Below are 25,204 nucleotides of genomic sequence, written 5' to 3' on the forward strand. Positions count from 1 at the left end.
TGGTTCTTGTCCGAGGGAACAGGAACGACCGAAGGTGGAGACCATGAACGTCGACGAGCTGGACATCCGCGAAGCCCCCGCTGCCCCGGCCGTCACCGGTGAGCGCGCCGATCTGCTGGAGATGCTGGCCAAGCAGCGGTACTTCCTGCGCTTCACCACCCGCGACCTCACCGACGACCAGGCGCGACTGCGGAGCACCGCCGGTGAACTGTGTCTGGGAGGTCTGGTCAAGCACGTCACCTCGGTCGAGCGGAGCTGGGCGGGCTTCATCGTGAACGGCCCGTCGGCGATGCCGGACTTCACCGCCATGACCGAGGCCGACTTCGCCCGGAGGGCCGACGAGTTCAAGCTGCTGCCCGGCGAGACGCTGGCCGGCGTGCTCGCCGACTACGCCGAAGCGGCCCGCCGGACCGATGAACTGGTCGCGACCGTGCCCGACCTCTCCCGTATCTGGCCCCTGCCGGAGGCCCCGTGGAACGAGCCCGGCAAGCAGTGGTCGGTCCGCCAGGTGCTGATGCACATCGCCACCGAGACCGCTCAGCACGCCGGACACGCCGACATCATCCGGGAGTCGATCGACGGCGCGAAGAGCATGGGCTGACGGCCGGGCGGCGAACCGCAGAGCGCCGAGAACGCCGCGACGGCGGGCCGCCACAGGGGTGCGGCCCGCCGCGTTCACCGGGGCGGGCTGCACCGGGACCGGCGCGGCGACGGCTCCCGGTTCCCTCGTGGCCTCGGCGGCGTGAGGCCCCCTAGACTGCGCGGATGGGCGAACAGGCGCTGCCACCCCCCGGTGCCGAGCCACCCCCACGGGCCGCCGAACCGCGGGTCAGTGCTCGCGCCGTCGTGGTGGATCGGGCCGGCCGGGTCCTGCTGATCCGGCACCGCGACGACGGCCGGGAATTCCACGTGCTGCCCGGTGGACGTGTCGAGCCCGGTGAGACGGCTGCCGAGGCGGCCGGTCGCGAGGTGCGGGAGGAGACCGGGCTGCGGGTCAGCGTCGGTGAACTGCTCTGGGTCCGGGAGTACGTGCCGGAGCGGCATGCCGGAAACCCTTACCACCGCACCCGGTTGCAGCAGCTCCAGCTGTACTTCGAAGCCCGGCTGGACTCCGGCGCCGCGTCACCGGCGACGGCGCCGGACCGCACTCAGTCGGCCGTCGTCTGGCATCCCCTTTCCAGGCTCGGCGAGTTGGTCCTGCTTCCGCTCGGGTTGGTGGTGCCGCTCACCGCACTGGGCACCGGACAGGCCGCGCATGCTCCCGTGTACCTCGGTGACCTGCTGTGATCCTGGCGCCCCGCCGGCCCGAACCGCCGACGGGTCCGCGCCGACACCGCGCGCCCGCCCGCCGGCCCTGAAAGGGCGGACGGCGGGCGCGCTCGGTGCGGGGGTGTTCCCCGGGATCAGGCCTGCGGGGCAGCCTTGATCGCGGAGATGTCGAAGTTCAGCTTGACCTTGTCACTGACCATCACGCCGCCGGTCTCCAGCGCCGCGTTCCACGTCAGGCCCCAGTCGGAGCGCAGGATGTCCGCGCTGCCCTCGAAGCCGACGCGCTCGTTGCCGTACACATCGGTCGCGGAGCCGTTGAACTCCAGGTCGATGGCGAGCGGGCGGGTGACGTCCTTGATGGTGAGGTCGCCGGTGACGCGGTACTTGTCGCCGCCCAGCTGCTCGGCGGCCGTCGAGCGGAACGTCATGAGGGGGAACTTCTCGGCGTCGAAGAAGTCGCCGCTGACCAGGTGGCCGTCGCGGTCGGCGATGCCGGTGTCCACGCTGGCGATCTTGACGTCGATCGAGGCGGCGGAGTTGGCCGGGTCGCTGCCGTCCAGCTTCAGGCTGCCCTCGTGCTCACCGAAGGAGCCGCGCACATTGGTGACCATCGCGTGACGGACGGTGAAGCCGATGCTGCTGTGGGCCGGGTCGATCGCGTAGTCGCCGGTGAGGGCGGCCAGTGCCGGGTCGACGGCGACCGTGGTGGCGGGGGCGTCGTTGTTCTTGCGGTTGAACAGAGCCATGGCTCCTCCTCGGGGACGTGATCGAGCGGGGCTCGAAGTATTGTTTAACCTTCAACGAGATTCACTGTAGACCTATCTTGTTCAAAGTTCAACATCTAGAGCCCCGACTGTTACGGAGCGGGGCGCGGCGGGGGTCCGGTGGGGGAGTGTGTTCACGTGACCGTCACCGCAGGCCCTCTGGCGGACGCGCGTAGAACTGAGGCAATATCCTTCCTGCCCCATTGTCATGCACAGGAGGAGTCCCCCCATGGTGTCCCGTATGACGCTGCGCCCCGTCCTGATCGCCCTCGCCCTCGTCCTGGGCGTGCTCTTCGCCCCCGGAATCGGTGTCGTCACCGGTACGACGGACGCCTACGCCGTCACCAAGCTCACCCACAGCCAGGCGACCGCCAGATTCAGCTCGTCCGGCGTCACCTGGTCGTCGTCCGGCGGCTGCTCCAACCGCAACGTCTCCACCTGCACCTCGTTCGACCAGCTCAACCTGCCGACCGCCCAGGGGGCCCAGACCCTCAAGAGCGCCACGGGGTGCGCGCTCAACATCACCGGCGGCACCGAGACCGGGCACGCCAGTGGCACGTACTCGCACTGGAACGGCTACAAGCTCGACTTCGGCAAGACCACCTGTCTCACCAACTACGTGCACGGCGTGTTCAGTTACATCGGCCTGCGCGGTGACGGCGCGCCCCAGTACAAGTCCGGCTCCGGCAACGTCTACGCGGACGAGGGCAGCCACTGGGACGTGACGTACTACAACTGCGGCGGCTGCTGACCGCTCTCCCGCCCCGCGCACGACGGCGCCCCCGCCCGGGACTTGGGCGGGGGCGCCGTCAAGCGCGCGGGGCGTTCGTCAGCCCACCGTCTCCAGCGCGCGTCGCGCCCGGGCGACGACCTCGGGGTCGGTGACGAAATGGGTGTCCTGCTCGGCCGACGCGCCACCCGCGCCGAGCGGGATCCAGGTGCCGCCCGGACGGCGCGGCGCGCGGGTCTTGGCGGACAGGTGGACGGAGGCGACGCCGGCCGAGAGCAGCGCAGGGATGTCGGCGAGACGCACGCCGCCGCCGGCCATCACCTGCACTCCCGGCGCGGCCGTGACCATCGCGGCGATCGCCGCCAGCCCGTCGGCAGCGGCGGGAGCGCCGCCGGAGGTGAGGACCCGGGTCAGACCGAGGGAGGGCAGAAGGGCGGCGGTGGCCACCGGGTCTGCGGACTGGTCGACGGCGCGGTGCAGCGTGACCTCCACCGGGCGGCCCGCGCCGCGGGCCGCGTCGGCGAGGCGGGCGACCGCGGCGGAGTCCAGCGCGCCGTCGGCGGTGAGCGCGCCGATGACCACTCCGGCGGCGCCGGAGGCGATGACCGACCGCACTTCGGCGGCCATGAGCGCGATCTCCTCCGCGCCGTGGACGAAGTCGCCGGGCCGGCACCTGACCAGCACCTGGACCGGCAGTCCTTCCGCCGCGACCGCCTCGACGAGAGCGGCCGACGGGGTCAGGCCGCCCAGCTCCAGCGCGGAGCACAGCTCGACCCGGTCGGCGCCGTTCTCCCTGGCGGTGCGGGCGCCCGCCGGTGACGTGACGGCGATCTCCAGGGCGGGACGCGCGGTCACTCGTCGTCCCCGGTCAGCGGCTGGTCGGAGGCGGGGATGACGCGGGCCGACAGGTCCGGGTCGGCCATCTCGCGGTCGAACGGGAACATCGGGCGGCGGATGCGGTGGTGGCCCAGACGCACCAGGTCCTGGTCCACGCCGCCGGGGGTGAGCGCCATCTTCCAGCCCGCCGACATGTCGAAGAGTTCGGGCTCCAGGTAGCCGATCTTCACGATCACGATGTGGGCGCCCCGCGGGTCGAGGCCGAGGTCGGTGAAGTCGTGTTCGTGGTGGTACGGCTTGCGGAGCTCCGTGAGGATCGCGTACACACTGCCCACCCGGATCACGACCTCGGTCCTGGCGTCGCGGTCGCCGTGCCGGACGGAGTGCACCGTGCCGGTCAGGGTGACCGGCCCCGCGTGCCGGTCGTCCACCTCGGCCCCGGCGGTGACCGTGACCGTGGCGCCGACACCGGCGGCTACGGCCGTCGCGACGGCGGCCGGACCGGGCACCGAGGCGTAGATGACGGCCGGGCCGTCGTCCTCCCTGAACTCCGGGCGGGCCAGCAGCCGGGTCAGCCCCCAGGTCATGTCACCGGAACCGCCCGCGGTCGGGTTGTCCCCGGTGTCGCTGATGAAGTACGGAAGCTGGTCGGAGGCCAGGGCCTCGTCCAGGATGCCGTCGAAGGTGCCGGTCGGGGCGACGAAGTCGAAGTCGTCGCGGGCCTTCCAGAAGCCCTCGGCCAGGCGCTCCGCACCGGCCGACACGGCGGCCCGGTCGGTGCCGGTGACCACCACGGCGGCACGGTTGCGGGGTTCGTCGGCCCAGGCGTAGCCGACCCAGATGGCTGCGTCGGTCACGCCCTCCATGGCCTCGACGTCGTCCACCGCCGCGTACACGCTCCTGGCGGGCTCGATCCGGGTGGAGGTCTGCTCGCCGGCCAGCAGCACCGGTACCGGCACCCAGGCCTTGACGGGACGGGGCGCCCCCGAGGCGAGGAGCTCCACCAGGTTGCGGACGGCCCGCTCCTTGGTCTCCATGTGGTCCTCGTGGGGGGCCATCCGGTAACAGGTGATCAGGTCGCTGCCGTGGACGAGTTCGCGGGAGACGTTGCCGTGCAGGTCCATCGAGGTGGAGATGATCACGTCCGGGCCGACGGTGGCGCGGATGCGGTCCAGCAGGACGGCCTCGGCGTCGTCGACGCCCTCGACGGTCATCGCGCCGTGGATGTCGTACCAGAGGCCGTCCGGGCGGGGGAGCGCCGCGAGCCGTTCGATCAGCTCGTCGCTCAGCTCCTGCCAGGCGGCGGCGGTGACGGTGCCGCCCGGCAGCGACTTGCCGACCAGGGCGCCGTGCCAGTCGGCCGCCTCGCGCAGTTCCTCACCGGGGGCCAGGAAGGGGTAGCGGTCCAGCACCTCGGCGCCGCGCGAGGGGTGGAAGGCGGCGGCCCCGGTCCGGGCGGGGGAGAAGGTGGAGGACTCGATGCCGAGCCCTGCGATGGCGATGACCGGGCGGGATGCTGCGGTGCGGGATTGCGACATGGCTCCTCGTAGGGGTCGGGCGTCAGAGGTGACGGGGGGCGAGAGTGCCGAACCGGTCGGCTCCGCCCACCTCGTGCAGGGCGTGCGCCAGGGCGCGCTGGAGGGCGAACTGCCCGGCGCCGACCAGTCCGGCGTCGGCGCCGAGCCTGGTCCGCTCGATGGTCAGGTGCTCGGTGACGAGCGGGTGGCAGCTCTCGTAGAGCCGGCTGCGCACCGCGGCGACGAACTGCTCCAGGGTGGAGAGGATGCCGCCGAGGTAGACGGCGTCCGGGTTGAAGAAGTTGACGTTGGCTGCCAGCACCTGGCCCAGGTAGTCGCCGGCCCTGCGGACCGTGCGGGTGGCCAGCGGATCGCCGTCGAGGGCCAGTCGGGCCACGTCCTCCGTGCTGCTCACATCGGCCCCGCGCTCGCGCAGGATGCGGACCAGCGCGGCACCGGACGCCACGGTCTCCAGGCAGCCGGTGTTGCCGCAGGAGCAGGGGATACCGGCTCCGGCGTCGATCCGGATGTGGGTGATGTCCCCGGCGGCGCCGGTCGCGCCCCGGTAGAGGCGCCCCTCGGCCATCACGCCCGCGCCGATCGCGGATCCGATCTTCACCATGATCGTCTGGGCGTGCCCGTCGAGCCGGACGGTGTGTTCGCCGACCGCCATGCAGTTGGCGTCGTTGTCCACGGCCGCCGGGACTCCGAAGCGCTCCTCCAGCCAGGCGGCGACCGGGAAGCGGTTCCAGCCGGGCATCCGCGACGGACGGACGACCGACCCCGAGACGATGTCCACGGGGCCGGGCAGTGAGAGCCCGACCCCGCGCAGGCTGCCGGGTCCGCGCTGTTCCGCCAGCGCTTCCAGGGCTTCGGCCAGCCGGGGCAGGGCCGCCTCGGGACCGTCGGCGATCAGGAAGGGGACGGTTCTGACGTCGGTCAGGCCGCCGCCGGGAAGGACCACGCCGATCCTGGCGTGCCGGCCGCCGAGGTCGGCGGCGACGGCGAACTCGTCACGGCTCCCGATCCTCAGCGCCTTGCGGGGACGCCCGCCGGTGGAGGACTGGGTGCCCTCCTCGGCGACCAGACCGCGCTCCACGAGATGCCCCACGGCGAGGGAGATCGTGGAGGCGGCCGCCCCGAGGCGCTCGGCGAGTTCGGCACGTGACGTCGCCTGGCCCGATGCGATGAGTTCCAGGACGCGCACGGCGAGGGAGGGGGTCCCTTTCGTGGCCTTGCGGTCCCACGCACTTATTCCAGTCATGTACAAAGTTACTTCCGCAACGGGGTATGTGGCGCAGACGATACGCCCGCACTTCGCACAGGGGAACAGTGTCATGAAGGAAGTGCGCCACCCGTAAAATCCCCTATATCCGCCCTAACTATCCCAAGTGGTCGGGAGAAATGGGGCAAGGGGGCTTTCGTCGAAAGTGCAGTAACTTACTTGTTATTAATTCTTGTTTGTTTCTTCGACAACAGCGGCGTTAGCTGTCGTGAACGCAGCGCCGACCCCCCTGAGCGGCTGCGGGCCCTTTCAATCCGAGGAGAGTCATGATCCTTACCCGCACGGCGACCAGCCGCCGCTGGGCCCTCGCCGCGGGCGTCGCCACCACGGCGGCCGTTCTGCTGTCCGGCTGTTCCGGCGGCGGCACGACCTCGTCCGGCTCCGGCTCGTCGGACAGCATCAACTACGCGCTGCCGGCGAACTTCACGCCGAACTGGATCCTCCCGGTCGGCACTGCCGCTCACCTGAACACCAACAACTCCTCCATATCCCAGTCCCTCTGGGAGCCGCTGATCGCGTACGACGGCTCCACCGGCAAGGTCGGCTGGAACAAGGACAACTCGCTGGCCACGGGCGCCGACTTCGCGAAGGACAGCAAGAGCGTCACGATCACCCTCGGCGACCGGCACTGGAGCGACGGCGAGCAGATCACCTCGCGCGACGTGCAGTTCTGGTTCAACCTGGTCAAGGCGAACAAGGAGGACTGGGCCAGCTACAGCCCGGGCAAGGCGCCGGACAACTGGACCTCCCTGAAGATCGTGGACGACACGCACTTCACGATCACGTTCGACAAGGCGTACAACACGCAGTGGATGCTCGCCAACGAGCTGAGCATGATCCGCCCCATGCCGCAGCACGTCTGGGACAAGACCAGTGACGCGGGCAAGGTGTCGGACCTCGACCTCACCCCGGAGGGCGCCAAGAAGGTCTGGACGTACCTCAACACGTCCGCCAAGAAGATCTCGGGTTACGCCACCGACCCGCTCTGGAAGACGGTCAGCGGCCCGTACACCATCAAGTCGTTCTCGACGGCCGGCAAGGTGCAGCTGTCGGCCAACGCCAAGTACGACGGCGGCGGCAAGGCCAACATCAAGACGGTGAACCTGCTGCCGTTCACCACCGCGGACGCCGAGGAGAACGCGCTCCGGGCCGGCACGGTCGACTACGGCTACATCAACGCCACCAACCTCAGCCAGGAAGCGTCCTTCACCGCCAAGGGCTACACCCTCAAGCCGTGGGCCGGCTGGGCGATCACGTACATGCCCTACAACTTCAACAACCCCACCATGGGCCCCGTCTTCAAGCAGCTCTACGCCCGCCAGGCGATCCAGATGTCGGTGGACCAGGCGACCCTCTCCAAGGTGATCTTCAACGGGACCGCCGTCTCCACCTACGGACCCGTCCCGCAGGGCCAGACCTCCTCCTTCGTCTCCGCGAAGCAGAAGAACAACCCGTACCCCTTCTCCACCGCCAAGGCGAAGAAGCTGCTCACCGGCCACGGCTGGACCGAGCAGAACGGCACCATGGTCTGCACCGACCCGGGCAGCGGCGACAACCAGTGCGGCGCCGGGGTGGACAAGGGCACGAAGTTCCAGATGCAGGTGCTGTCGCAGTCGGGCTCGACCGTGACCGACAACCTGATGAGCGCGCTCCAGTCGTCCTTCGCCAAGTCCGGCATCGGCTTCGGCATCAAGACCGCACCGGTCAACTCGGTTCTCTCGCAGGCCGGTCAGTGCAAGTCCGGCGACTCGGGCTGCAAGTGGCAGCTGTCCTTCTTCGGCAGCGCGGGCAGCTGGTACTTCCCCGCCTACCCGAGCGGTGACTCGCTCTTCGCCACCGGCGGCGGATCCAACTTCGGCAGCTACTCCAACACCGCCGTGGACAAGCTGATCAGCGAGACCACCACCGACTCCTCCTCCGCCGCCATGCAGAAGTACAGCGCGGCCCTGGCCGAGGACCTCCCGGTGATCTGGCTGCCGGAACCCGACTACCAGGTCTCCGTGGTCAGGAGCGGCCTCGGCGGCTTCGCCCAGGACTCGCTCGCCAACTTCCACCCCGCCATGTGGAAGTGGACCAACAAGTGAGCCCGGTCGCCGACCACGCGCATCACTGAGCCGAAGCGACCGGAAAACACATGAGCACTTCCTCGTACCTCATCAGGCGGGTCCTCCAGGCCGTCGTGGTGATCGTCATCGTGACGATCGTGGTCTTCGGTCTGCTGCACGCCCTGCCCGGGGGTCCCGCACGCGGGATCCTCGGCCCGCAGGCCACCGCGCAGCAGATCACGTCCTTCAACCACGAACAGGGCCTCGACAAGCCGCTGCCCGTGCAGTACCTCTACTACCTGAACCAGCTGTTGCACGGTGACCTCGGGACCTCGTACACCCTCAACGAGCCGGTGTCCCAGCTCATCACCGAACGGCTGCCGAAGACGCTGCTGCTCACCATCCTGTCGGCGATCGTCGGCCTGGTGCTGGCGATCCCGCTGGGCATGTGGCAGGCCATGCGGCGCAACAAGCCGGCGGACTACGTCATCACCACGCTGAGCTTCATCGCCTACTCCACGCCCGTGTACTTCCTCGGGCTGATCCTGGTGCTGGTGTTCAGCCAGGTACTGCCGTGGTTCCCCTCCCAGGCACCGCAGGGCGACACGCTCGCCCAGGTGTTCTCCGAACCGCAGGCACTGGTCCTGCCGGTGGTCGCGGGCGCCGCCTCGATGATCGCGGTGTTCAGCCGCTACATGCGGGCGGCCACCCTGGAGAACCTCTCCGAGGACTACGTCAGGACGGCACGGGCCGGCGGTTCCCGCTCCCGCGCCATCCTGTGGCGGCATGTGTTCCGCAACTCGCTGACGCCGGTCGTCGCCATGCTCGGGTACTACGTGCCCGTGCTGTTCGGCGGTGCGCTGGTGGTCGAACAGCTCTTCAACTACCCCGGCATGGGCCTGCTCTTCTGGACCGCCGCACAGTCCTCCGACTACCCGGTGCTCCTGGGCTGCGTGCTCGTCATCGCGGTCGCCACGGTGACCGGCACGCTCCTCGCCGACATCGTCCAGCGCGTCATCGACCCCCGAGTGAAGGCAGGCCGGGCATGAGCGCCGTCATCCAGCCGGGCCAGGTGCCCGCCACGGCCACCGCCCCCGCGGCGTCCGGCTCCCGCCTCGCCGTCCGGCGCTTCGCCCGCAACAGGCTCGCCGTCGTCGGGCTCGGTGTCGTGGCCGTCTTCTTCCTCTTCTGCTTCGTCGGTCCGCTGGTGTACTCCACCGACCAGACCCACACGATGCTCCAGCAGGTCAACCTCTCGCCCAGCGGTTCGCACTGGCTGGGCACCGACGCCGTCGGCCGCGACGTACTGGGCCGGCTCATGTACGGCGGCAAGGTGTCGCTGATCGTCGGCCTCGCCGCAGGCGTCCTGGCCACCGTCATCGGCACCCTGTGGGGCGCCGTCGCCGGTTACGCGGGCGGCTGGGTCGACGCGGTGATGATGCGGATCGTGGACGCGGGGATCGCCATCCCGGCGCTCTTCATCCTGCTGGTGGTCTCGGCCATCACCACCCCGGACCTGACGGGACTGATCGTCATCCTGGGCTTCGTCTCCTGGCTGGTGCCGTCGCGGCTGATCAGGGCGGAGACGCTGAGCCTGAAGAACCGCGACTACGTGCTGACGCTCCGGGCGATCGGCGGGACGCACGGCCGGGCGATCGTCCGGCACATCCTGCCGAACTCGGTCTCGACCATCATCGTCGCCGCCACCTTCCAGATCGCCGACGCCATCCTGCTCGTCGCCTACGTCTCCTACCTGGGCCTGGGCGTCCAGCCGCCGGCCACCGACTGGGGCGGGATGCTGTCGGCCGGCCTCACCGCCGCCTACTCCGGCTACTGGTGGCTCATCATTCCGCCCGGCCTGGCCATCATCCTGGTGGTGTGGGCGTTCAACGCGATCGGGGACGGGCTCCGCGACGCATTCGACGTGAGGGGACGCGGATGACCGTCACCAAGAGCCCCGCCGCACCGCAGGCCGGGCCGATTCTCGAACTCGACGACCTCGGCGTCGTCTTCACCACCGAGACCGGTGAGGTACCGGCCGTCCGGGGTGTCTCCCTGCACGTCGAACCCGGCGAGACGCTCGCCCTCGTCGGCGAGTCGGGCTCCGGCAAGTCCACCATCGCGCTGGCCGCGATGGGCCTGCTGACCGGCAACGCCCGTGCCACCGGCAGCGCCCTCATCGCGGGCACCCAGGTGGTCGGCGCCCGCGAGAGCGACCTCGCGTCGCTGCGCGGCCGGACCGCCTCCATGGTGTTCCAGGAGCCGGCCACCGCGCTCGATCCGCTGACCCGGGTCGGCAGACAGATCGCCGAGGTGATCCGCAACCACCGCGAGATATCCGCCAAGGACGCCGCCGCCGAGGCCGTCGGACTCCTGCGCAAGGTCGGCATACCCGAACCGGAGAAGCGGGCCACGGCCTACCCCTTCCAGCTCTCCGGCGGGCAGCGCCAGCGCGTGGTCATCGCGATGGCCATCGCCAACGACCCCGCCCTGCTGATCGCCGACGAGCCGACCACCGCACTGGACGTCACGGTGCAGGCCGAGATCCTCGACCTGTTGCGCCGGCTCGCCGCCGAGACCGGTACCGGGGTCCTGCTGGTCACCCACAACATGGGCGTCGTCGCCGACTTCGCCGACCGGGTCGCCGTGATGTACCGCGGCGAGATCGTGGAGACCGGACCGGTCGAGGACGTGCTCCTGCGCCCGTCCCACGACTACACCCGACGGCTGCTGGCCGCCGTGCCCCGGCTGTCGGTGGCCGAGGCGGGCCAGGCGGCCCCGGCCGCCTGTGCCGTGGACCAGGACACCGAGCCGGTGGCCGAACTCCGCGACGTCTCCGTGGTCTTCGGCCGCGGGAGGAACGCCGTGCGGGCCCTGGACGGTGTCTCCCTCGCCGTGCACGCCGGCCAGACCCTGGGGCTGGTGGGCGAGTCGGGTTCCGGCAAGTCCACCGCGTCCCGGGTCGCGCTCGGTCTGATCGCGCCCAGTTCCGGCACGGTCTCCCTGTTCGGCACCGACCTCGCACGCGTACGGTCCCGGGCCCGCCGCTCCCTGCGGGCCGGCATCGGCGTGGTCCTCCAGGACCCGGTCGCCTCGCTCGACGCCCGGATGACGGTCGGCGAGTGCGTCGCCGAGCCGCTCAGGGTCCACCGCCGGGGCCTGACCGCCAAGGACCGCCGCAGCAAGGTGGCCGCCATCCTCGACCGCGTCCGGCTGCCGCGCGAACTCGCCGACCGGGCACCCCGGGAGCTGTCCGGCGGCCAGCGCCAGCGGGTGAGCCTCGCCCGAGCGCTGGTCCTGGAGCCCCGGCTGCTGGTCGCCGACGAACCCACCAGCGCGCTCGACGTGAGCGTGCAGCAGGCGGTACTGGAAGTGATCTCCGAGCTCCAGGACGAGTTGGGCTTCGCCTGCCTCTTCGTCTCCCACGACCTGGCCGTCGTCCAGCACTTCGCGCAGCGCGTCGTGGTGCTGCGGGGCGGCCGGATCCAGGAGCAGGGCCCCACCGGGGCGACCCTCCTGCACCCGGAGACCGACTACACGCGCGGGCTGCTGGCAGCCGTACCGGTGCCGGACCCGGTGATCCAGCGAGGCCGCAGGGCCGAGCGCCTGGCCGCCCTCACGGCCGGCCGGACGGAGGCCCAGGCATGAACGCGTACGACCGCAGGCTCTTCGCCGGCGTGGACATCGGCGGGACCACCACGCAGGTGGTGCTGTGCGACGACGGCCTGACCGTCCTGGACCGTGCCGGGACGGCGACCCCGGCGGCCCACGGCGGCCCGGCCATGATCCGCGCGGCCCTGGACGCCCTCGCCCCGCTGCTGGAGCGAACCCCCGGCCGGCTCGCCGGGTGCGGGGTCGGCGCCGCCGGCGTCGTGGACTCAGCCACCGGTCACATCCTGGTGGCCAGCGACTCCTTCACCGGCTGGGCCGGCTTCGGGGTGACGGGGGCCGTCGAGGAGGCGCTGGGCGTCCCGGCCTTCCTGGACAACGACGTCAACGCCTTCCTGTACGGGGAGACGTCGGGCGGCGCGGTCCGGGACGAGCCGGACGTCCTCGGGATCACCCTGGGCACCGGGGTCGGTGGCGCGCTGTGGAGCGGTGGCGCCCTGTTCACCGGCCCGCACGGCGCGGCCGGCGAGATCGGGCACATCCCCGGCTTCGGTGACCTGCTCTGCTCGTGCGGCGGGCGGGGACACCTGGAGACGCTGGCCTCCGGCCGCTCCATCGGTGCCCGCTACGCGGAGCGCACCGGCCGGCGGCTGACCGCCCGCGAGGTCGCGGGGGCGGCCGAGCGCGGTGACGAGGACGCCCTCGCGGTGTACCGGGCCGCCGGCGCCGGCATCGCGCGGGCGATCGTGATGACGGCGGGCGTCGTCGACATCACGACGGTGGTCGTGGGCGGCGGGGTCAGCCACGCCTGGCCGCTGCTGAGCCCGATCGTTCTCGCGTCGCTGGACGCGGAACCGCCGGTGAGCGGTCACCCCGTGCGGCTGGTCAGGTCCGGCCTGGGCGCCGACGCCGTACCGGTCGGTGCCGCGGCACGGGCGCGGCGGGAACTCGCGGTGGGTTCCCCGGTCTGATACCGCCCGGAGCGGGGAGAGGCGCCGAGCCCCCGCTCCGGCTCCGGGCTGCCTCTTCCGGTGCTGTCCGGTGCCGTTCGGTACCGTTGCGTGCCGTCCGTTGTCGTCCGGTCCCCGGAACGCGTGTGCCCCCGTCCTGGAACCCAGGGACGGGGGCACAGCGCTGCGCGGCCCGGGGCAGGGCCTTGTGGCCACCGTGTGCGGGGCCGGGCGCCGGGGCCCCGGTCACCTCAGGCAGGAAGGGATCAGGGCCCCCGGTCACCCGGCGCCGACCGGCGTCAGGACCCCACGGTCACCGTGAAGCGGCGCGGGTTGCCGTCGTTGGCGGCGCCCGAGACGTCCGGCTCCCCGTCGGGGCGTACGTCGTCGTACGGGAAGGCGTAGCCGATCGGGCTGTTGGCGTGGACGATGCGCGACCAGTGGTTGGTCACCGCGCCCTGGTAGTAGTCGGCCACCGTGGTGCCGTTGGGCTGGTCGGGGTGGCTGAGCATGATCGAGCGGTTGAAGCCGGCCGCGAGCCGGGCCAGTAGGCCCTTCTTGTCGTCGGAGTCCGCCGGGTTGTTGGTGAACGGCCCGTGGTTGCAGGTGAAGATGTCCTTGGAGACGGGCTTGGTGAAGGTGTGCCCGCCGTTGAACGTCAGGGTGTCGCCGCTGACCCGCCCGGTGAAGACGCCGCGTCCGCCCTGGAGATCGATCCGCAGATCGGTCGAGCGGTACTTCTCCCACACCTCGTCGATCTGCGCGGTGAACAGATCGCGGAACGGCATCTGGTCCGGGCGGTCGAAGAACGGGGCCATCAGGTTCTGCGGGGAGATGACCCGCAGCACACTGCCGTCCGAGCCGCGCGTGACCAGCTTGTCCCACGGCTGCCCGTCGGCCGCCGCCTGGGCGGTGAGACCGTCGGCGATCCGCTGCACCGCGCCGTCGGGGAGCGGGGCCACCGTGTGGGTGGTGTCGCCCTCCAGCTTCAGGCCGATCGGCAGGGCGGTCACCAGATCGACGTAGCTGATGTTCGCGTACAGCTGCTGCGGATTGAAGGTGAACTCGCAGAACGACCAGGTGCGCCCGTAGTTCGCGTCCGTGGACGTGGCGAACGCCGGCTCCACCAGGGAGGGGCCCGGGTTGAGGTAGAAGTCCAGGGTGTCGTCGCGGACGAAGTAGACCCGGGCGCCGTACATCTGAGGAAGTGTCAGCACGACCGGGGCGCCGCCGGCCGCGTTCAGCGGGATGGCGCAGTCGACCGGCAGCGGGGTCTGCGGCGCCGCGGGGGAGTCGGGGCGGTAGACGCTGCCGTCCGGCCGCAGCAGGACCCAGCGGTCGGTGCCCTGCTCATGACCGGTGACGTAGGCGTTGACCCGGCCGGGCAGGGACTTGTTCTCCAGGGCCAGTTCGCAGGTCGCGGCGGACGCAGACGCGCTCGGGCTCAGCGCGCTTCCCCAGAGGGGGTAGGTGAGGGCCGTCGCGGAGGCGGCGACGCCGCCGGAGAGGAACATGCGGCGCGAAATCATGGGGCGACTCCGAGTGTGTGTGGGGGGCCGCGGACGGGGTGGTCGTGCGGGGAGGTGGAACTGGGGCGTCCGCGGTGCGCACCACTCTCGCGACGGCCACGACGGCCGTCAAGACTTGCGACTGAGAGCGCTCTCAAAAGAAGGAAGTCTTCACAACTCGACGCACGTGAGCGGTATTTGCTGGGGCTGTGGGCGAACACCCCGAGTTCCCGCGATCAGGAACTGAACGCGCGACCGCGATGACCTGCGCACTCCCCACTTGGACTTACGCAGCGCGGTTGTTGGACTGGAGAGGCCCTCGGGGCCGTACGTCGTTGACGGTGTCACGACACGGCGACTACGCAGAGCACATGTCGCCAAGATTTACTTCGGTGGGCGCCGCAGCCGCCGCCTCAGCAGCCGTCCTGGCTCTGGTGGGGACCGCCCTCCCCGCCTCAGCCGCCGCCCCCGCCTCCGCCGCGGCCGAATCCGCCGTCCCGGCGGACGCGCCCGTCATCGGATCGGCGCAGCTCGCCGTCGCCGTCGCCGACGACTTCCCGCGCGTCCTCGCGTACACCGACCGTGCCACCGGGGCCCAGCTGTCCGGCAGCACGCGGCCGGTCACCGCCGTCACCCTCAACGGCACCGCGCACCCGGTGCGGCTCAAGGCCGCCCCGGTGGTCACCGGGGCGGCCGCCCGCTACACGCTCGTCTTCGCCGATCTGCCCGGCGTCGAGATCGACGCCTCGCTCTCCGTCTCCGGACGCGCCACCACCTTCAAGGTGACCGCCGTCCGCGACACCGAGGCGTTCCGGGTCGGCACCATCGACATCCCCGGCCATGACCTCGTCTCCGTCGCGAGCACCGACGCCGGGGCCGCGACCGCCTTCACGAAGCTCGACCCCGACTCGACGAAGACCGCCGACGTCTTCGCGAAGGTCACCGACGCCACCAAGGCCGACGCGGCACCGGTCGGCGGCACCTACGCGATCGTCAACACCGATGCGCTCGCGGCCGCCGTCGAGTCCAACTCCTCGTACGACAAGCCCTCCGGCGCGACCGGCGGCGACGACGCCCGCTTCTGGCACCAGGCCCGCAAGGCCGACGACGGGTCCACCCGGGTCGGCGTCTGGTCCGGCCAGTGGACGTACCGCGGCGACGGCGCGCCGAAGCCGGAAAGCGGCGACAACCTGCCCTGGGCGAAGGTCGTCGTCACGCCCGACGCCAACGGCGACAAGACCGTCGACTGGCAGGACGGCGCCGTCGCTTTCCGCTCCATCGGCGTGGTCGCCCCGGGGAGCGAGGACACCGCGGACCGGGTCGTCACCCACATTCCGTTCAACTTCGCCAGCCAGGCCACCCACCCCTTCCTGCGCACCCTGGACGACGTCAAGCGGATCTCGCTGTCCACGGACGGCCTCGGCCAGCTCGCGCTGCTCAAGGGGTACGCCTCCGAGGGCCACGACTCCGCGCACCCCGACTACGGCGGCAACTACAACAAGCGCGCCGGCGGCCTCAAGGACCTCAACGAGCTCCTGAAGGACGGCAAGAAGTGGGGCGTCACCTTCGGCGTCCACGTCAACGCCACCGAGGCGTACCCGGAGGCGAACGCCTTCGACGAGAACCTCGTCGACAAGTCGAAGCCGGGCTGGAACTGGCTCAACCAGAGTTACTACATCGACCAGCGCCGCGACATCAACAGTGGTGACCTGGCCAAGCGCTTCCAGCAGCTGCGGGACGAGACGAACAGCAACCTCAGCATGCTGTACATCGACGTCTACTACACGCACGGCTGGATCGCCGACAAGACCCTCCAGTCCCTCCAGAAGCAGGGCTGGAACGTCTCCAGCGAATGGGCCGACAAGTTCGAGCGGGGCTCGCTCTGGTCGCACTGGGCCAACGACCTGGACTACGGCGGTGCCACCAACAAGGGTCTCAACTCGCAGATCATCCGGTTCATCCGCAACGGCGAGAAGGACGTCTGGAACAACGACCCGGTCCTCGGCCAGAGCGCCATCGACGAGTTCGAGGGCTGGACCGGCGAGACCGACTGGAACGCCTTCTACGACAACATCTGGCAGCGCAACCTGCCCGCGAAGTACCTCCAGCAGCAGGAGATCACTCGCTGGGACGGCAACGACATCACCTTCACCGGCGGGGTGAGCGGCACCGTCGAGGACGGGAAGCGGACGTTCTACGACCACGGCCGCAAGGTGCTCAGCGGCACCGACTACCTGCTCCCGTGGGACGGCGGCAAGAAGCTGTACCACTACAGCAAGTCCGGCGGTACGAGCACCTGGGCCGTTCCCTCCACGGCCTCGTACACGGTCTACGAGCTCACGGACAACGGCCGGGTGAAGACCGGCACGGTCCGTCCCGTCGACGGGAAGATCACGCTGAAGGCGCAGGCGGGGCAGCCGTACGTCCTCTACCCGCACAAGGCGCCGAAGGCCGCCGACGCCCAGTGGGGCGAGGGCACCCCGGTCGACGACCCCGGCTTCAACGACAGCGGGCTGTCCGCCTGGTCGAAGACCGGCACCGCCGCCCGCGACACCGACGGCCAGGGCCGCAACAGCGCGAAGCTCTCCGGCACCGGCACCGCCGCACTCTCCCAGCGCATCGACGGACTGAAGCCCGGCGCGCGCTACACCGCGTCCGCCCTCATCGAGGTCCAGCCCGGCAAGACCCGGCACACCACCCTGTCGGCCGGCGGGAAGTCCGTCGCCGTGGACCGCTCCACCGCGAAGGACTACGTCGCCGCGTCCGACTGGCACGGCACGTACTTCCAGCGCGCGAAGGTGAACTTCACCGCCCCGGCCAACGGGCGCACCACCCTGCGCGTCGAGGCCGCCGCAGGCAGCGCGGCGACCGTCCGCGCCGATGACGTACGCATCGTCGCCAACGCCCCGGCGACCATGGAGAACACCGTCGTCCACGAGGACTTCGAGGACGTCGACCAGGGCTGGGGCCCCTTCCTCAAGGGCGACGCGGGCGGCTCCACCGACCCCCGCACCAGCATCTCCCAGCTGCACGCCCCGTACACCCAGGCCGGCTGGAACGGGAAGCTCGTCGACGACGTGCTCGGCGGCAAGGAATCCCTCAAGGCCCACGAGGAGAACACCGGACTCGTCTACCGGACCGCCCCCTGGACCGTCCCGATGACGGACGGCCACCGCTACAAGGTCGAGTACGACTACCAGTCCAGCCACGCCGGGGCCTACGAATGGGTCGACGGATACGACCGGATCACCGCGGACGGCGCACCGGACTCGGTCGAGACCCGGACCACGGCGATCGGTGCGCAGCACACCACCGCGCACTTCAGCGAGACCGTCACCGCGGGCTGCGGCGACACCTGGACCGGGCTGCGCAAGCGCGGCGACGCCCCCGAGGGCGCCGACTTCGTCCTCGACGGCTTCACCGTGACCGACCTCGGCGCGGCACCCGACGGTGAGCAGGCCGCCTGCGGCACGCTCACCGTCGCACCGGCCGCGGAGACCCTGGAGCCGGGCACTGCCAACACCGTGAAGGCGAGCTTCACCAACTACGAGGCCACCGCCGCCACCGCGGTCTCGGTGAACCTCACGCTCCCCGAGGGCTGGCAGGCCGAGCCCGCGGGCGCCGTCACCTTCGACTCGGTGGCCGCCGGCGCCAAGGTCACCGCGAGCTGGCAGGTCACCCCGCCGGTGGACGCCGAGTACCGGACGTACGCGCTGACCTCCGAGGCGGCGTACACGGTCGGCGGCGCGCGGCGGACGCTCGGCGCGCAGACGTCCGTACGGACCCTGCCGCCGCCGCCCACCACGGACAGCTGGGCCAGCGACCTCGACTGGACGGCCTCCGAGAACGGCTGGGGCCCGGTCGAGCGCGACCTCTCCAACGGCGAGACCGGCACCGGCGACGGCACCGCGCTGACCATCGGCGGCGTGGTGTACGCGAAGGGGATCGGCAGCCACGCCCCGGCGAAGGTCCGCTACTACCTGGGCGGCAAGTGCACCTCCTTCACCGCCGAGGTGGGCGTGGACGACGTGCAGAAGAGCGCGGGCAGCGTGCAGTTCTCCTTGACGGCCGACGGCACCGAGAAGGTGAAGTCGCCGGTCCTCAGGGCCGCCGACTCCGCCTGGTCGCTGACGGCGGACGTCACCGGCGCGAAGTACGTCGAGCTGATCGCCGGAGACGGCGGCGACGGCAACGGCAACGACCACGCCGACTGGGGCAGCGCCCGCTTCCACTGCGGAAGCTGAACGGCTCCATGAGGGAAGGGAGCGGGCCAGCCTGGGTCCGCTCCCTTCCCTGTCGGGCGTGGCGGGCCGACACCGGTCCGCCTTCCTCCCCATCGGGCGGGCCGCCATCGCCCGCCCCTTCCCCGTCGTAGTAAGCGCGTGCTAGACCAACCATCGACCGGTCTAAACCACTTGCCCACCGGAGGTAGTCCCGTGTCACTCCTGCCCGCCTGGTCCCGCCGCGCCTTCCTCGTCACCGGCAGTGCCACCGCACTCGGTATGGCGCTCGCCCCGACGGCCCGCGCGGCGCAGGACGAGTTCGAGACGCTCCGGCTGCGCTGGAACGACCTCTCGCTCGGCACCGGCTACGACCCCGCCACCGAGCCCTACGCCTCCAAACTGGCCGAGACCGGCGAGCTCGCCGCGGAGTTCCGCTCGACGATGGCCCCCGCCGCGGACTCCCTCTGGGCCGGACACACCTACGACCCGCCGTCCGGCATCACCTGGAGCTACGGCCGGCTGTGGACGATGACCCAGGCGTACGCCCAGCAGGGCACCGGCCACACCGGAGACGCGGGCCTCCTCGCCGACATCCTCCGCGGCCTCGACCACCTCTCCGCGACCGTCTACAACGCGACCACGGGCCGGTACGGGAACTGGTGGGAGTGGCAGATCGGCAGCCCGCGCCTGCTCATGGACATCGTTGCCGCCCTGCGTCCCCACCTCGGCGAGGAGCGCGTCGCGGCCGCCTGCGCCGCCGTCGACCACTTCATCCCCGACAGCGTGCTCGGCGACTACAGCGGCACCTCGACCGGCGCCAACCGGGTCGACCTGTGCCGCTCCGTCGCGCTGCGTGGCATCCTCGGCCGGGACGCGGCCAAGACCGCGCTCGCGCGCGACGCCCTCTCGCCCGTCTTCCCGTACGTGACGAAGGGCGACGGCCTCTACGCCGACGGCTCGTTCGTCCAGCACACCTGGGTCGCCTACTCGGGTACGTACGGCCAGGTCATGCTCGACGGCCTCGGCCGCCTCTTCGCCCTGCTGGCCGGATCCACCTGGGCGGTCACCGACCCGGGCCGGCAGATCATCCTCGACAGCGTCGAGCACGCCTACGCCCCGCTCATCCACGACGGCCTGATGATGGACAGCGTCAACGGCCGTGCCATCAGCCGGGGCCTCCTCAAGAGCGACGAGCTCCGGATCATGCGCAGCGACCACTTCCACGGCCAGGGGCTGATCGCGGCCGTCGCGCTGCTCGCGGGCGGGGCTTCCGCCGCCGAACGCGACCGGTGGAACGGCATGGTCAAGGGCTGGATCGAACGGGACACCGTCAGCCCGGTCCTCGCCGCCCCGCAGTTCGGCGTCGCCGACCTGTCCCGGCTGCAGGCGGCGGCCGACGCCCCCGTCCCGGCCGCGCCCGAACCCGTCGGGCACACCCTGTTCCCCGCGATGGACCGGGCCGTGCACCGCCGCCCCGGCTGGGCCGCGAACCTGTCCATGTCCTCGGAGCGGATCAGCTCGTACGAATGCGGCAACGGCGAGAACCCGCGCGGCTGGCACACCGGGGCCGGAATGCTCTACTGGTGGGCCGGACCGGCGGGCGGCGCCCAGTACACCGACTGGTTCTGGCCCACCGTCGACTGGTACCGGCTGCCCGGCACCACCGTCTCCACCAAGCGCCTCGCCGACCGGGCCGGCGGCGAATGGGGCGAGCCCCGCCCGGCCGTGCAGTGGGTCGGCGGCGCCCACGACGGCGAGTTCGCGGCGGTCGGGCAGCATGTGAAGGGACTCGGCTCCACCCTGGAGGCACGCAAGTCCTGGTTCTGCGCGGCGGATGCGGTCATCTGCCTCGGCGCCGGTATCACCGCCGCCGACGGGGTCCCCGTCGAAACGGTCGTCGACAACCGCAACCTCGGCCCGGACGGCGGCCAGGCCCTCACCGTCGACGACCGCGCACACCCCCGCTGGGCCCACCTGGAGGGACACGGCGGCTGGGTGCTGCCCGGCGGCGCCGCGCTGCGCACCCTGCGAGAGGCCAGGACCGGAGCCTGGTCCGACATCAACACCACCAGCTCGGACGAACAGCAGACCCGCCACTGGCAGACCCTCTGGCTCGACCACGGCACCGACCCCGCCGACGCCGCCTACCTCTACCTCCTGATGCCCGGCGCCTCCCGGCGCACCGTCGCCGCCCGCGCGGCCGACCGGCACTGGCTGACCGTGCTCGCCAACACCGCCGCCGTCCAGGGCGTCGCCGTGCGCTCGCTCGGGCTGACCGCCGCCAACTTCTGGCAGCCGGGCACCGCCGGACGGCTCTCCTCGACCGGGCCGGCCAGTGTGCTCGTACGCGAGGGCCGGAGCACGACGGCCGTCCGGGTCAGCGGGCCCGACCGGAGCGGCGCACCGTTCGAAGTGGTCTGGGACCGCCCGGTGCGCGAGGTCGTCTCGGCGGACCCGGGCATCGAGGTCCGTGCCACCGGCCGGCGGCTCGTGCTGGGCGTGGACCCGGGAACGGCGGGGACCACCCTGCGGTGCGACGTCCGGTGACGGCCCGGCCCGCACGCGTGCACCGGGCCGTGACCCGCCGGGGCCGGAGTGTGCCTGGATCTGGGAATGGTGGCCCGTGCGCGCGTACTCTCGGTGGCTATGGGGGAGTTGAGAGCGGACTGGCGGCTCCGGTTACGCCGCGGCGGAGCGGGCGGGGCCGTGTGCGGGGCCGGGGTACTGCTCACCCAGGACCGGATGCTGACGTGTGCCCATGTCGTCGGTGACCCGGATGCCCGGATGTGGGTCGAGTTCGCCGAGAACCCCGGCATCCCGCCGGTCGGTGCCCGGGTCGCACGGGACGGCTGGCTGCCCGGCCTCGACGGGGGCGACCGCGAGGACATCGCCGTGCTCGCCCTCGACAGCCCCCGCCCGCAGGCGGCGCCCGCACCGCTGGGCCGGGCGCTGGAACGCGGCCGCGACGTCTGGATCTGCGGCTACGCACAGAACTTCGACGACGGGATGTGGCTGAGCGGCCGGATCAGCGGACTGCACGGGGACTGGGTGCAGCTCGCCGCCAGGACCGGTGCCGAGGTGGTGCGCCCCGGGTTCAGCGGCGCCGCCGTCCAGGCCCCGGGCGAGCGGCCGGGGACGGAGGAGGTCGTCGGCCTGGTCGTCAGCTGGCGCGGCGATCCGGAACTGATCACGCCCAGCGGGAACGGCCTGGCGTTCTCCTACATGATCCCCGTCGACCGCATCGCCGCACTCGTGCCGCTGGTCGCCGAACTGAGCGGTCCGGACGGCTGGGACCGGGGGCTGGAGCGGCGGCTTCGGCACTGGTTCGACGGCGGCGAGGAGCCCGCCGTGCGCTTCGGGGTCATCGCGGGCGGCACCGGCCGCGACCGGGTCCTCCAGCACCAGCTGCACCGCGCCCACCTCGTCTTCAAGGGCGCGAGCACCCGGCCGGAGGAGCTCGTCGAGACCTTGGTGGCGCAGCTGCGGCCACCGCAGTACCAGCGCAACGCCTACCGCGACTGGCTGCTGGAGGGCGGCACCCCTCCGGAACGCACGGGCGGCGGCCTGCCCGCCGGATCGGGCCCCGTCCTCGCCGTGGTCGGCCTGGACGAGGCCAGGGACCCGCGCGCCCTGGTCTCGCTGCTGGCGCGCGTCCGCGTCCTCGGTTTCCGGCTCCTGGTCGTCTTCCGCAGCAGCGAGGGCGCCGGGCTCACCGAGGTGGCGCGGCAGTTGCTGCTGCCCGCCCTGGAGGAGCGCGCCGAGGAGCTGGTGCGCCGGGTCGAGCGCGTCGAGCGGGAGTGGGCCGGCTTGCGGGGCATGGTGTCCTCGTCCTCCCTGGCCCCGCGGCCCCCGGTCGGCTCGGCTGCCCGCCGCCAACGGCTGCGTGAACTGAAGCTGCTGGCCGACCCGCAGGACCAGCTGACGGAACTGAAGCGTCTGTTACGGGAGTTACGTGACGACCTCGCCCGGTCGCACGGACCCGGGCACGACGGTCTGCCCGGACAGCGGACCGGGCGCGGCCCGGCGGAGCGCCGATGAGGATTCCGTGCCCCCACCGCCGCTTCACCGGCGCCCCCTGCGGCGGCGCCGTCTTGACGACCGGCTACTGCGACACCTGCGGACGCGGGGAGACCGCGCACGGACTGCCGCCGCTGCCCGCAGCCCCCGAGCTGCACGGCCCCGCGGGACTGCTCGAACTGCCGCTGCTGGAACCGGGCAGCCCGGCCGAGCGCCTGGCCGCCGCCGAGCAGCCGGTACGCATCGTGATGACATGCTCGGCCGAGGCGTGCCGTACCGCGTTCGTCCCCCCGCTCACGGCCGCTCCGCCCCCGGACACGGGGTTCTGCCCCCAGTGCCGGGCCCCGTACTCCTACCGCCCCGAGCTGACGAAGGACGAGCCGCCGCTCCAGGACCAGTACCGGATCCGGGGCCCCATCGCCCACGGCGGCCAGGGCTGGGTCTATCTGGCGGAGGACACCCACCTGGAGGACTTCGTCGCGGTCAAGGGACTCCTCAACCGCTACGCGGAACGCGGCGCCGCCCAGGCCGGTGAGGAGCGCCGCACCCTGGTCGCCATCCGGCACGAACGCATCGTCCAGATCCGCGACTTCGTCAGCACCCGCAACACCGACGGCACCGTCTCCGGCGGCTACATCGTGATGGAGGACGTCGGCGACCGGACACTGTCCGCCGTCGTCGAGTCGACCCGGCAGGGCGCCTTCGTCCTCGACATCGAGCACGTCATCACCTACGGCTGCCAGATCCTGGAAGCCCTCGCCCATCTGCACGGCATGGGGTTCCTGTACGGGGACATGAAGCCGTCCAACGTCATCCACCACCGCGACGGCATCAAGGTCATCGACCTCGGCGGGGTCCGCAAGGAGGGGGCCACCGACCCGCCGCCGGTGATCACACCGGGGTTCGCCGCCCCCGAGACGGAGGGAGGGGGGCCGCTCACCGTCGCGCACGACGTGCACACGGTCGGGGTCACCCTGGCCGAGCTGGCGGGCTGGGCCGTCGGCGACGACGTGCCCGGGCTCGGCATCAGTTCGTTCCGGCTGGTCGTGGAGCGGGCGACGGCCCACGACCCGGAGCGCCGGTTCGGATCCGCCGACGACATGGCCGGCCAGCTGCGCGGGGTGCTGCGCGAGATCCGGGCCCTGCGCGGCAAGCGCGACCAGCCCGAACCCTCCGCGTACTTCACCCCGTCCACCGAACTGCTCGGCTCGCGCCTGGGCTCGGTGCCCGACTACGCGCACTGGCTGCGCCGCCCGCTGTACGGCCGCCGGAACACGCCCCAGGCGCCCGCCCTGGACTCCGGACGGCCCACCCCGACCGAGATCGCCCGCAGGCTGCCGGTGCCCCGCCCCTACCCGCGGGACCCGCAGGCCGCCCGGTTCGGGGTCAGCAGCTACGACCCGGCCCAGCCGCTGACCCAGCCGGACCAGGGCGAACAGTCGGTGGAGATCTGCCTGCACAACGCCCGGCTGCTGCTCGGCCAGGACGGCGAGGAGGCGCTGACGGCGGCCCGGGAGCAGGTACAGGCCGCCGCCGCCATACCGGGCCCCGGGCCGGTCCGGCAGTGGCGGCTCAGCTGGCACTGGGGGCTCGTCGCGCTGCGCAGCGCCGACGTACAGAACGACCGGCAGCCGATGCTCGAAGCGGCCCTGGAGCACTTCGCGTCCGTGCACCGGGCGCTGCCCGGCGAGTACGCGGCCAAGCTGGCCCTGGCGTACTGCGCGGAACAGCTCGGCGACGACCGGCCCGCCGCGGCGGGCCCCTCGGCGTACGAACTCTTCCGGGCCGTCCACGCCCGCAACCCCTCGCACGTCGGGGCGGCGCTGGGACTGGCCAGGATCGCCCTGGCGCGCGGCGACCGGGCCTCGGCGACCGAGGTCCTCGACCTGGTGCCGGACGAGTCGCGGGACCACACCGTCGCCCGGATCGCCGCCCTGCGCATCCGGGCGGCCCGGCTCGCGACGGGGGAGCGGCCGCTGCCCGCGGAGGCGGAGATCGACGCGTGTCTCACCGCCCTCGCGCCGGGCCCCCGCCTGCCCGCCCCGGTGGTCACGGGCGACGAGGCGGCCTGGCTGCTGCGGACCGAGCTGTACGAGTGGAAGCTCGACGCCGTCCGGGCGGCGGCCCGGACGGTGCCGCGGCCCCGGGGCGGCCTGTTGCGGATCGGGCTCCCGCCCCCGGCGGTGTCCGGGGAACGGGCGGTACGGGAGGACCTGGAGCAGTGCTACCGCTGGCTGGCCCGGCAACGGCAGGCACCGGCCGAGTACGAGCGGCTGATCGACCTCTCCCACGCGGTCCGCCCGCAGACCCGCTTCTGACGGACGACGCCCACGGACCCGCTGTCGGCGGGCGACGCCCGCAGACCCCCTTCCGCACACGGCCCCGTGGACCCGCTACCGGCCGGCGGGGAACGCCCCGTGGGCCCGCTCACCCGGCAGCCGCACCCCGTT

The 25,204-nt window shown here is 71.9% G+C and carries 17 protein-coding genes; 12 read left to right on the forward strand and 5 right to left on the reverse strand.

The features are described from left to right. The first annotated feature begins 43 nt into the window (after nucleotides 1-43). A complete protein-coding gene (locus ACGFZA_RS05825; RefSeq protein WP_393677359.1) occupies nucleotides 44-601 on the forward strand; it encodes a DinB family protein in 558 nt (185 codons plus the stop codon). Between the two features lie 164 nt (nucleotides 602-765). After that, nucleotides 766-1,287 (forward strand): NUDIX domain-containing protein, encoded by a 522-nt coding sequence (locus ACGFZA_RS05830; RefSeq protein ID WP_393677361.1) that lies wholly within the window; start codon nucleotides 766-768, stop codon nucleotides 1,285-1,287. Nucleotides 1,288-1,403: 116 nt separating this feature from the next. Here ACGFZA_RS05830 and ACGFZA_RS05835 read toward each other — a convergent pair whose 3' ends face one another. Continuing rightward, a complete protein-coding gene (locus ACGFZA_RS05835) occupies nucleotides 1,404-2,015 on the reverse strand; it encodes a YceI family protein (RefSeq protein WP_385284693.1) in 612 nt (203 codons plus the stop codon). 247 nt (nucleotides 2,016-2,262) lie between these two features. Between ACGFZA_RS05835 and ACGFZA_RS05840 the strand changes: the two genes are divergently transcribed. Beyond that, nucleotides 2,263-2,784, forward strand: coding sequence for a hypothetical protein (locus tag ACGFZA_RS05840; RefSeq protein ID WP_385284696.1), 522 nt, complete (start codon nucleotides 2,263-2,265; stop codon nucleotides 2,782-2,784). A gap of 78 nt (nucleotides 2,785-2,862) precedes the next feature. Here the strand turns inward: ACGFZA_RS05840 and ACGFZA_RS05845 are convergent, their stop codons facing one another. The 3 genes from ACGFZA_RS05845 to ACGFZA_RS05855 are packed head-to-tail and all read right to left on the reverse strand — an operon-like array spanning nucleotide 2,863 to nucleotide 6,381. Further along, nucleotides 2,863-3,618 carry a copper homeostasis protein CutC gene (locus ACGFZA_RS05845; RefSeq protein WP_393677364.1) on the reverse strand — a complete coding sequence of 252 codons (756 nt, stop codon included), beginning with the start codon at nucleotides 3,616-3,618 and terminating at the stop codon, nucleotides 2,863-2,865. After that, entirely contained in the window at nucleotides 3,615-5,138 is a 1,524-nt protein-coding gene (locus ACGFZA_RS05850; RefSeq protein ID WP_393677366.1) for a M81 family metallopeptidase, read from the reverse strand. The genes ACGFZA_RS05845 and ACGFZA_RS05850 overlap by 4 nt, the downstream gene beginning before the upstream one ends. A gap of 22 nt (nucleotides 5,139-5,160) precedes the next feature. Further along, nucleotides 5,161-6,381: an ROK family protein gene (locus ACGFZA_RS05855; RefSeq protein WP_385284705.1), complete on the reverse strand. Its 1,221-nt coding sequence runs from the start codon at nucleotides 6,379-6,381 to the stop codon at nucleotides 5,161-5,163. Between the two features lie 287 nt (nucleotides 6,382-6,668). Between ACGFZA_RS05855 and ACGFZA_RS05860 the strand changes: the two genes are divergently transcribed. From ACGFZA_RS05860 to ACGFZA_RS05880, 5 genes are read left to right on the forward strand one after another with little or no spacing between them, the layout of a single operon-like run. Next, nucleotides 6,669-8,486: a peptide ABC transporter substrate-binding protein gene (locus ACGFZA_RS05860; RefSeq protein WP_393677368.1), complete on the forward strand. Its 1,818-nt coding sequence runs from the start codon at nucleotides 6,669-6,671 to the stop codon at nucleotides 8,484-8,486. A gap of 50 nt (nucleotides 8,487-8,536) precedes the next feature. Next, entirely contained in the window at nucleotides 8,537-9,496 is a 960-nt protein-coding gene (locus ACGFZA_RS05865; protein ID WP_393677370.1) for an ABC transporter permease, read from the forward strand. Then, the gene (locus ACGFZA_RS05870) at nucleotides 9,493-10,389 is read left to right on the forward strand and encodes an ABC transporter permease (protein WP_393677372.1); all 897 of its coding nucleotides are present in this window, start codon (nucleotides 9,493-9,495) and stop codon (nucleotides 10,387-10,389) included. The genes ACGFZA_RS05865 and ACGFZA_RS05870 overlap by 4 nt, the downstream gene beginning before the upstream one ends. Beyond that, the gene (locus tag ACGFZA_RS05875; RefSeq protein ID WP_393677374.1) at nucleotides 10,386-12,095 is read left to right on the forward strand and encodes a dipeptide ABC transporter ATP-binding protein; all 1,710 of its coding nucleotides are present in this window, start codon (nucleotides 10,386-10,388) and stop codon (nucleotides 12,093-12,095) included. Before ACGFZA_RS05870 ends, ACGFZA_RS05875 begins: the two co-directional genes overlap by 4 nt. Continuing rightward, nucleotides 12,092-13,027 carry an ROK family protein gene (locus ACGFZA_RS05880; RefSeq protein WP_385284719.1) on the forward strand — a complete coding sequence of 312 codons (936 nt, stop codon included), beginning with the start codon at nucleotides 12,092-12,094 and terminating at the stop codon, nucleotides 13,025-13,027. Before ACGFZA_RS05875 ends, ACGFZA_RS05880 begins: the two co-directional genes overlap by 4 nt. A 278-nt stretch (nucleotides 13,028-13,305) precedes the next feature. On the opposite strand, the gene ACGFZA_RS05885 is transcribed toward ACGFZA_RS05880, so the two are convergent. Further along, nucleotides 13,306-14,535, reverse strand: coding sequence for a glycoside hydrolase family 64 protein (locus tag ACGFZA_RS05885; RefSeq protein WP_385284720.1), 1,230 nt, complete (start codon nucleotides 14,533-14,535; stop codon nucleotides 13,306-13,308). A 350-nt stretch (nucleotides 14,536-14,885) separates the two neighbouring features. On the opposite strand from ACGFZA_RS05885, the gene ACGFZA_RS05890 reads away from it, so the two are divergent. The 4 genes from ACGFZA_RS05890 to ACGFZA_RS05905 all read left to right on the forward strand — a co-directional run bounded on the left by ACGFZA_RS05890 (nucleotide 14,886) and on the right by ACGFZA_RS05905 (nucleotide 25,072). Beyond that, nucleotides 14,886-18,758, forward strand: coding sequence for an endo-alpha-N-acetylgalactosaminidase family protein (locus ACGFZA_RS05890; protein WP_393677377.1), 3,873 nt, complete (start codon nucleotides 14,886-14,888; stop codon nucleotides 18,756-18,758). A gap of 258 nt (nucleotides 18,759-19,016) precedes the next feature. Then, nucleotides 19,017-21,284: a polysaccharide lyase 8 family protein gene (locus ACGFZA_RS05895; protein WP_393677658.1), complete on the forward strand. Its 2,268-nt coding sequence runs from the start codon at nucleotides 19,017-19,019 to the stop codon at nucleotides 21,282-21,284. A 99-nt stretch (nucleotides 21,285-21,383) separates the two neighbouring features. Next, entirely contained in the window at nucleotides 21,384-22,775 is a 1,392-nt protein-coding gene (locus ACGFZA_RS05900) for a serine protease (protein ID WP_393677379.1), read from the forward strand. Then, nucleotides 22,772-25,072 carry a tetratricopeptide repeat protein gene (locus ACGFZA_RS05905; protein ID WP_393677381.1) on the forward strand — a complete coding sequence of 767 codons (2,301 nt, stop codon included), beginning with the start codon at nucleotides 22,772-22,774 and terminating at the stop codon, nucleotides 25,070-25,072. The genes ACGFZA_RS05900 and ACGFZA_RS05905 overlap by 4 nt, the downstream gene beginning before the upstream one ends. The last annotated feature ends 132 nt before the right edge of the window (nucleotides 25,073-25,204 follow it).

This window comes from Streptomyces sp. NPDC048211 (genome assembly GCF_043202315.1).
GTDB lineage: Bacteria > Actinomycetota > Actinomycetes > Streptomycetales > Streptomycetaceae > Streptomyces.

Coding starts and splice junctions, on each gene's coding strand:
- ACGFZA_RS05825 (WP_393677359.1), top strand. CDS start 44: ATGAACGTCGACGAGCTGGACATCCGCGAAGCCCCCGCTGCCCCGGCC.
- ACGFZA_RS05830 (WP_393677361.1), top strand. CDS start 766: ATGGGCGAACAGGCGCTGCCACCCCCCGGTGCCGAGCCACCCCCACGG.
- ACGFZA_RS05835 (WP_385284693.1), bottom strand. CDS start 2,015: ATGGCTCTGTTCAACCGCAAGAACAACGACGCCCCCGCCACCACGGTC.
- ACGFZA_RS05840 (WP_385284696.1), top strand. CDS start 2,263: ATGGTGTCCCGTATGACGCTGCGCCCCGTCCTGATCGCCCTCGCCCTC.
- ACGFZA_RS05850 (WP_393677366.1), bottom strand. CDS start 5,138: ATGTCGCAATCCCGCACCGCAGCATCCCGCCCGGTCATCGCCATCGCA.
- ACGFZA_RS05855 (WP_385284705.1), bottom strand. CDS start 6,381: ATGACTGGAATAAGTGCGTGGGACCGCAAGGCCACGAAAGGGACCCCC.
- ACGFZA_RS05860 (WP_393677368.1), top strand. CDS start 6,669: ATGATCCTTACCCGCACGGCGACCAGCCGCCGCTGGGCCCTCGCCGCG.
- ACGFZA_RS05865 (WP_393677370.1), top strand. CDS start 8,537: ATGAGCACTTCCTCGTACCTCATCAGGCGGGTCCTCCAGGCCGTCGTG.
- ACGFZA_RS05870 (WP_393677372.1), top strand. CDS start 9,493: ATGAGCGCCGTCATCCAGCCGGGCCAGGTGCCCGCCACGGCCACCGCC.
- ACGFZA_RS05875 (WP_393677374.1), top strand. CDS start 10,386: ATGACCGTCACCAAGAGCCCCGCCGCACCGCAGGCCGGGCCGATTCTC.
- ACGFZA_RS05880 (WP_385284719.1), top strand. CDS start 12,092: ATGAACGCGTACGACCGCAGGCTCTTCGCCGGCGTGGACATCGGCGGG.
- ACGFZA_RS05885 (WP_385284720.1), bottom strand. CDS start 14,535: ATGATTTCGCGCCGCATGTTCCTCTCCGGCGGCGTCGCCGCCTCCGCG.
- ACGFZA_RS05890 (WP_393677377.1), top strand. CDS start 14,886: ATGTCGCCAAGATTTACTTCGGTGGGCGCCGCAGCCGCCGCCTCAGCA.
- ACGFZA_RS05895 (WP_393677658.1), top strand. CDS start 19,017: ATGGCGCTCGCCCCGACGGCCCGCGCGGCGCAGGACGAGTTCGAGACG.
- ACGFZA_RS05900 (WP_393677379.1), top strand. CDS start 21,384: ATGGGGGAGTTGAGAGCGGACTGGCGGCTCCGGTTACGCCGCGGCGGA.
- ACGFZA_RS05905 (WP_393677381.1), top strand. CDS start 22,772: ATGAGGATTCCGTGCCCCCACCGCCGCTTCACCGGCGCCCCCTGCGGC.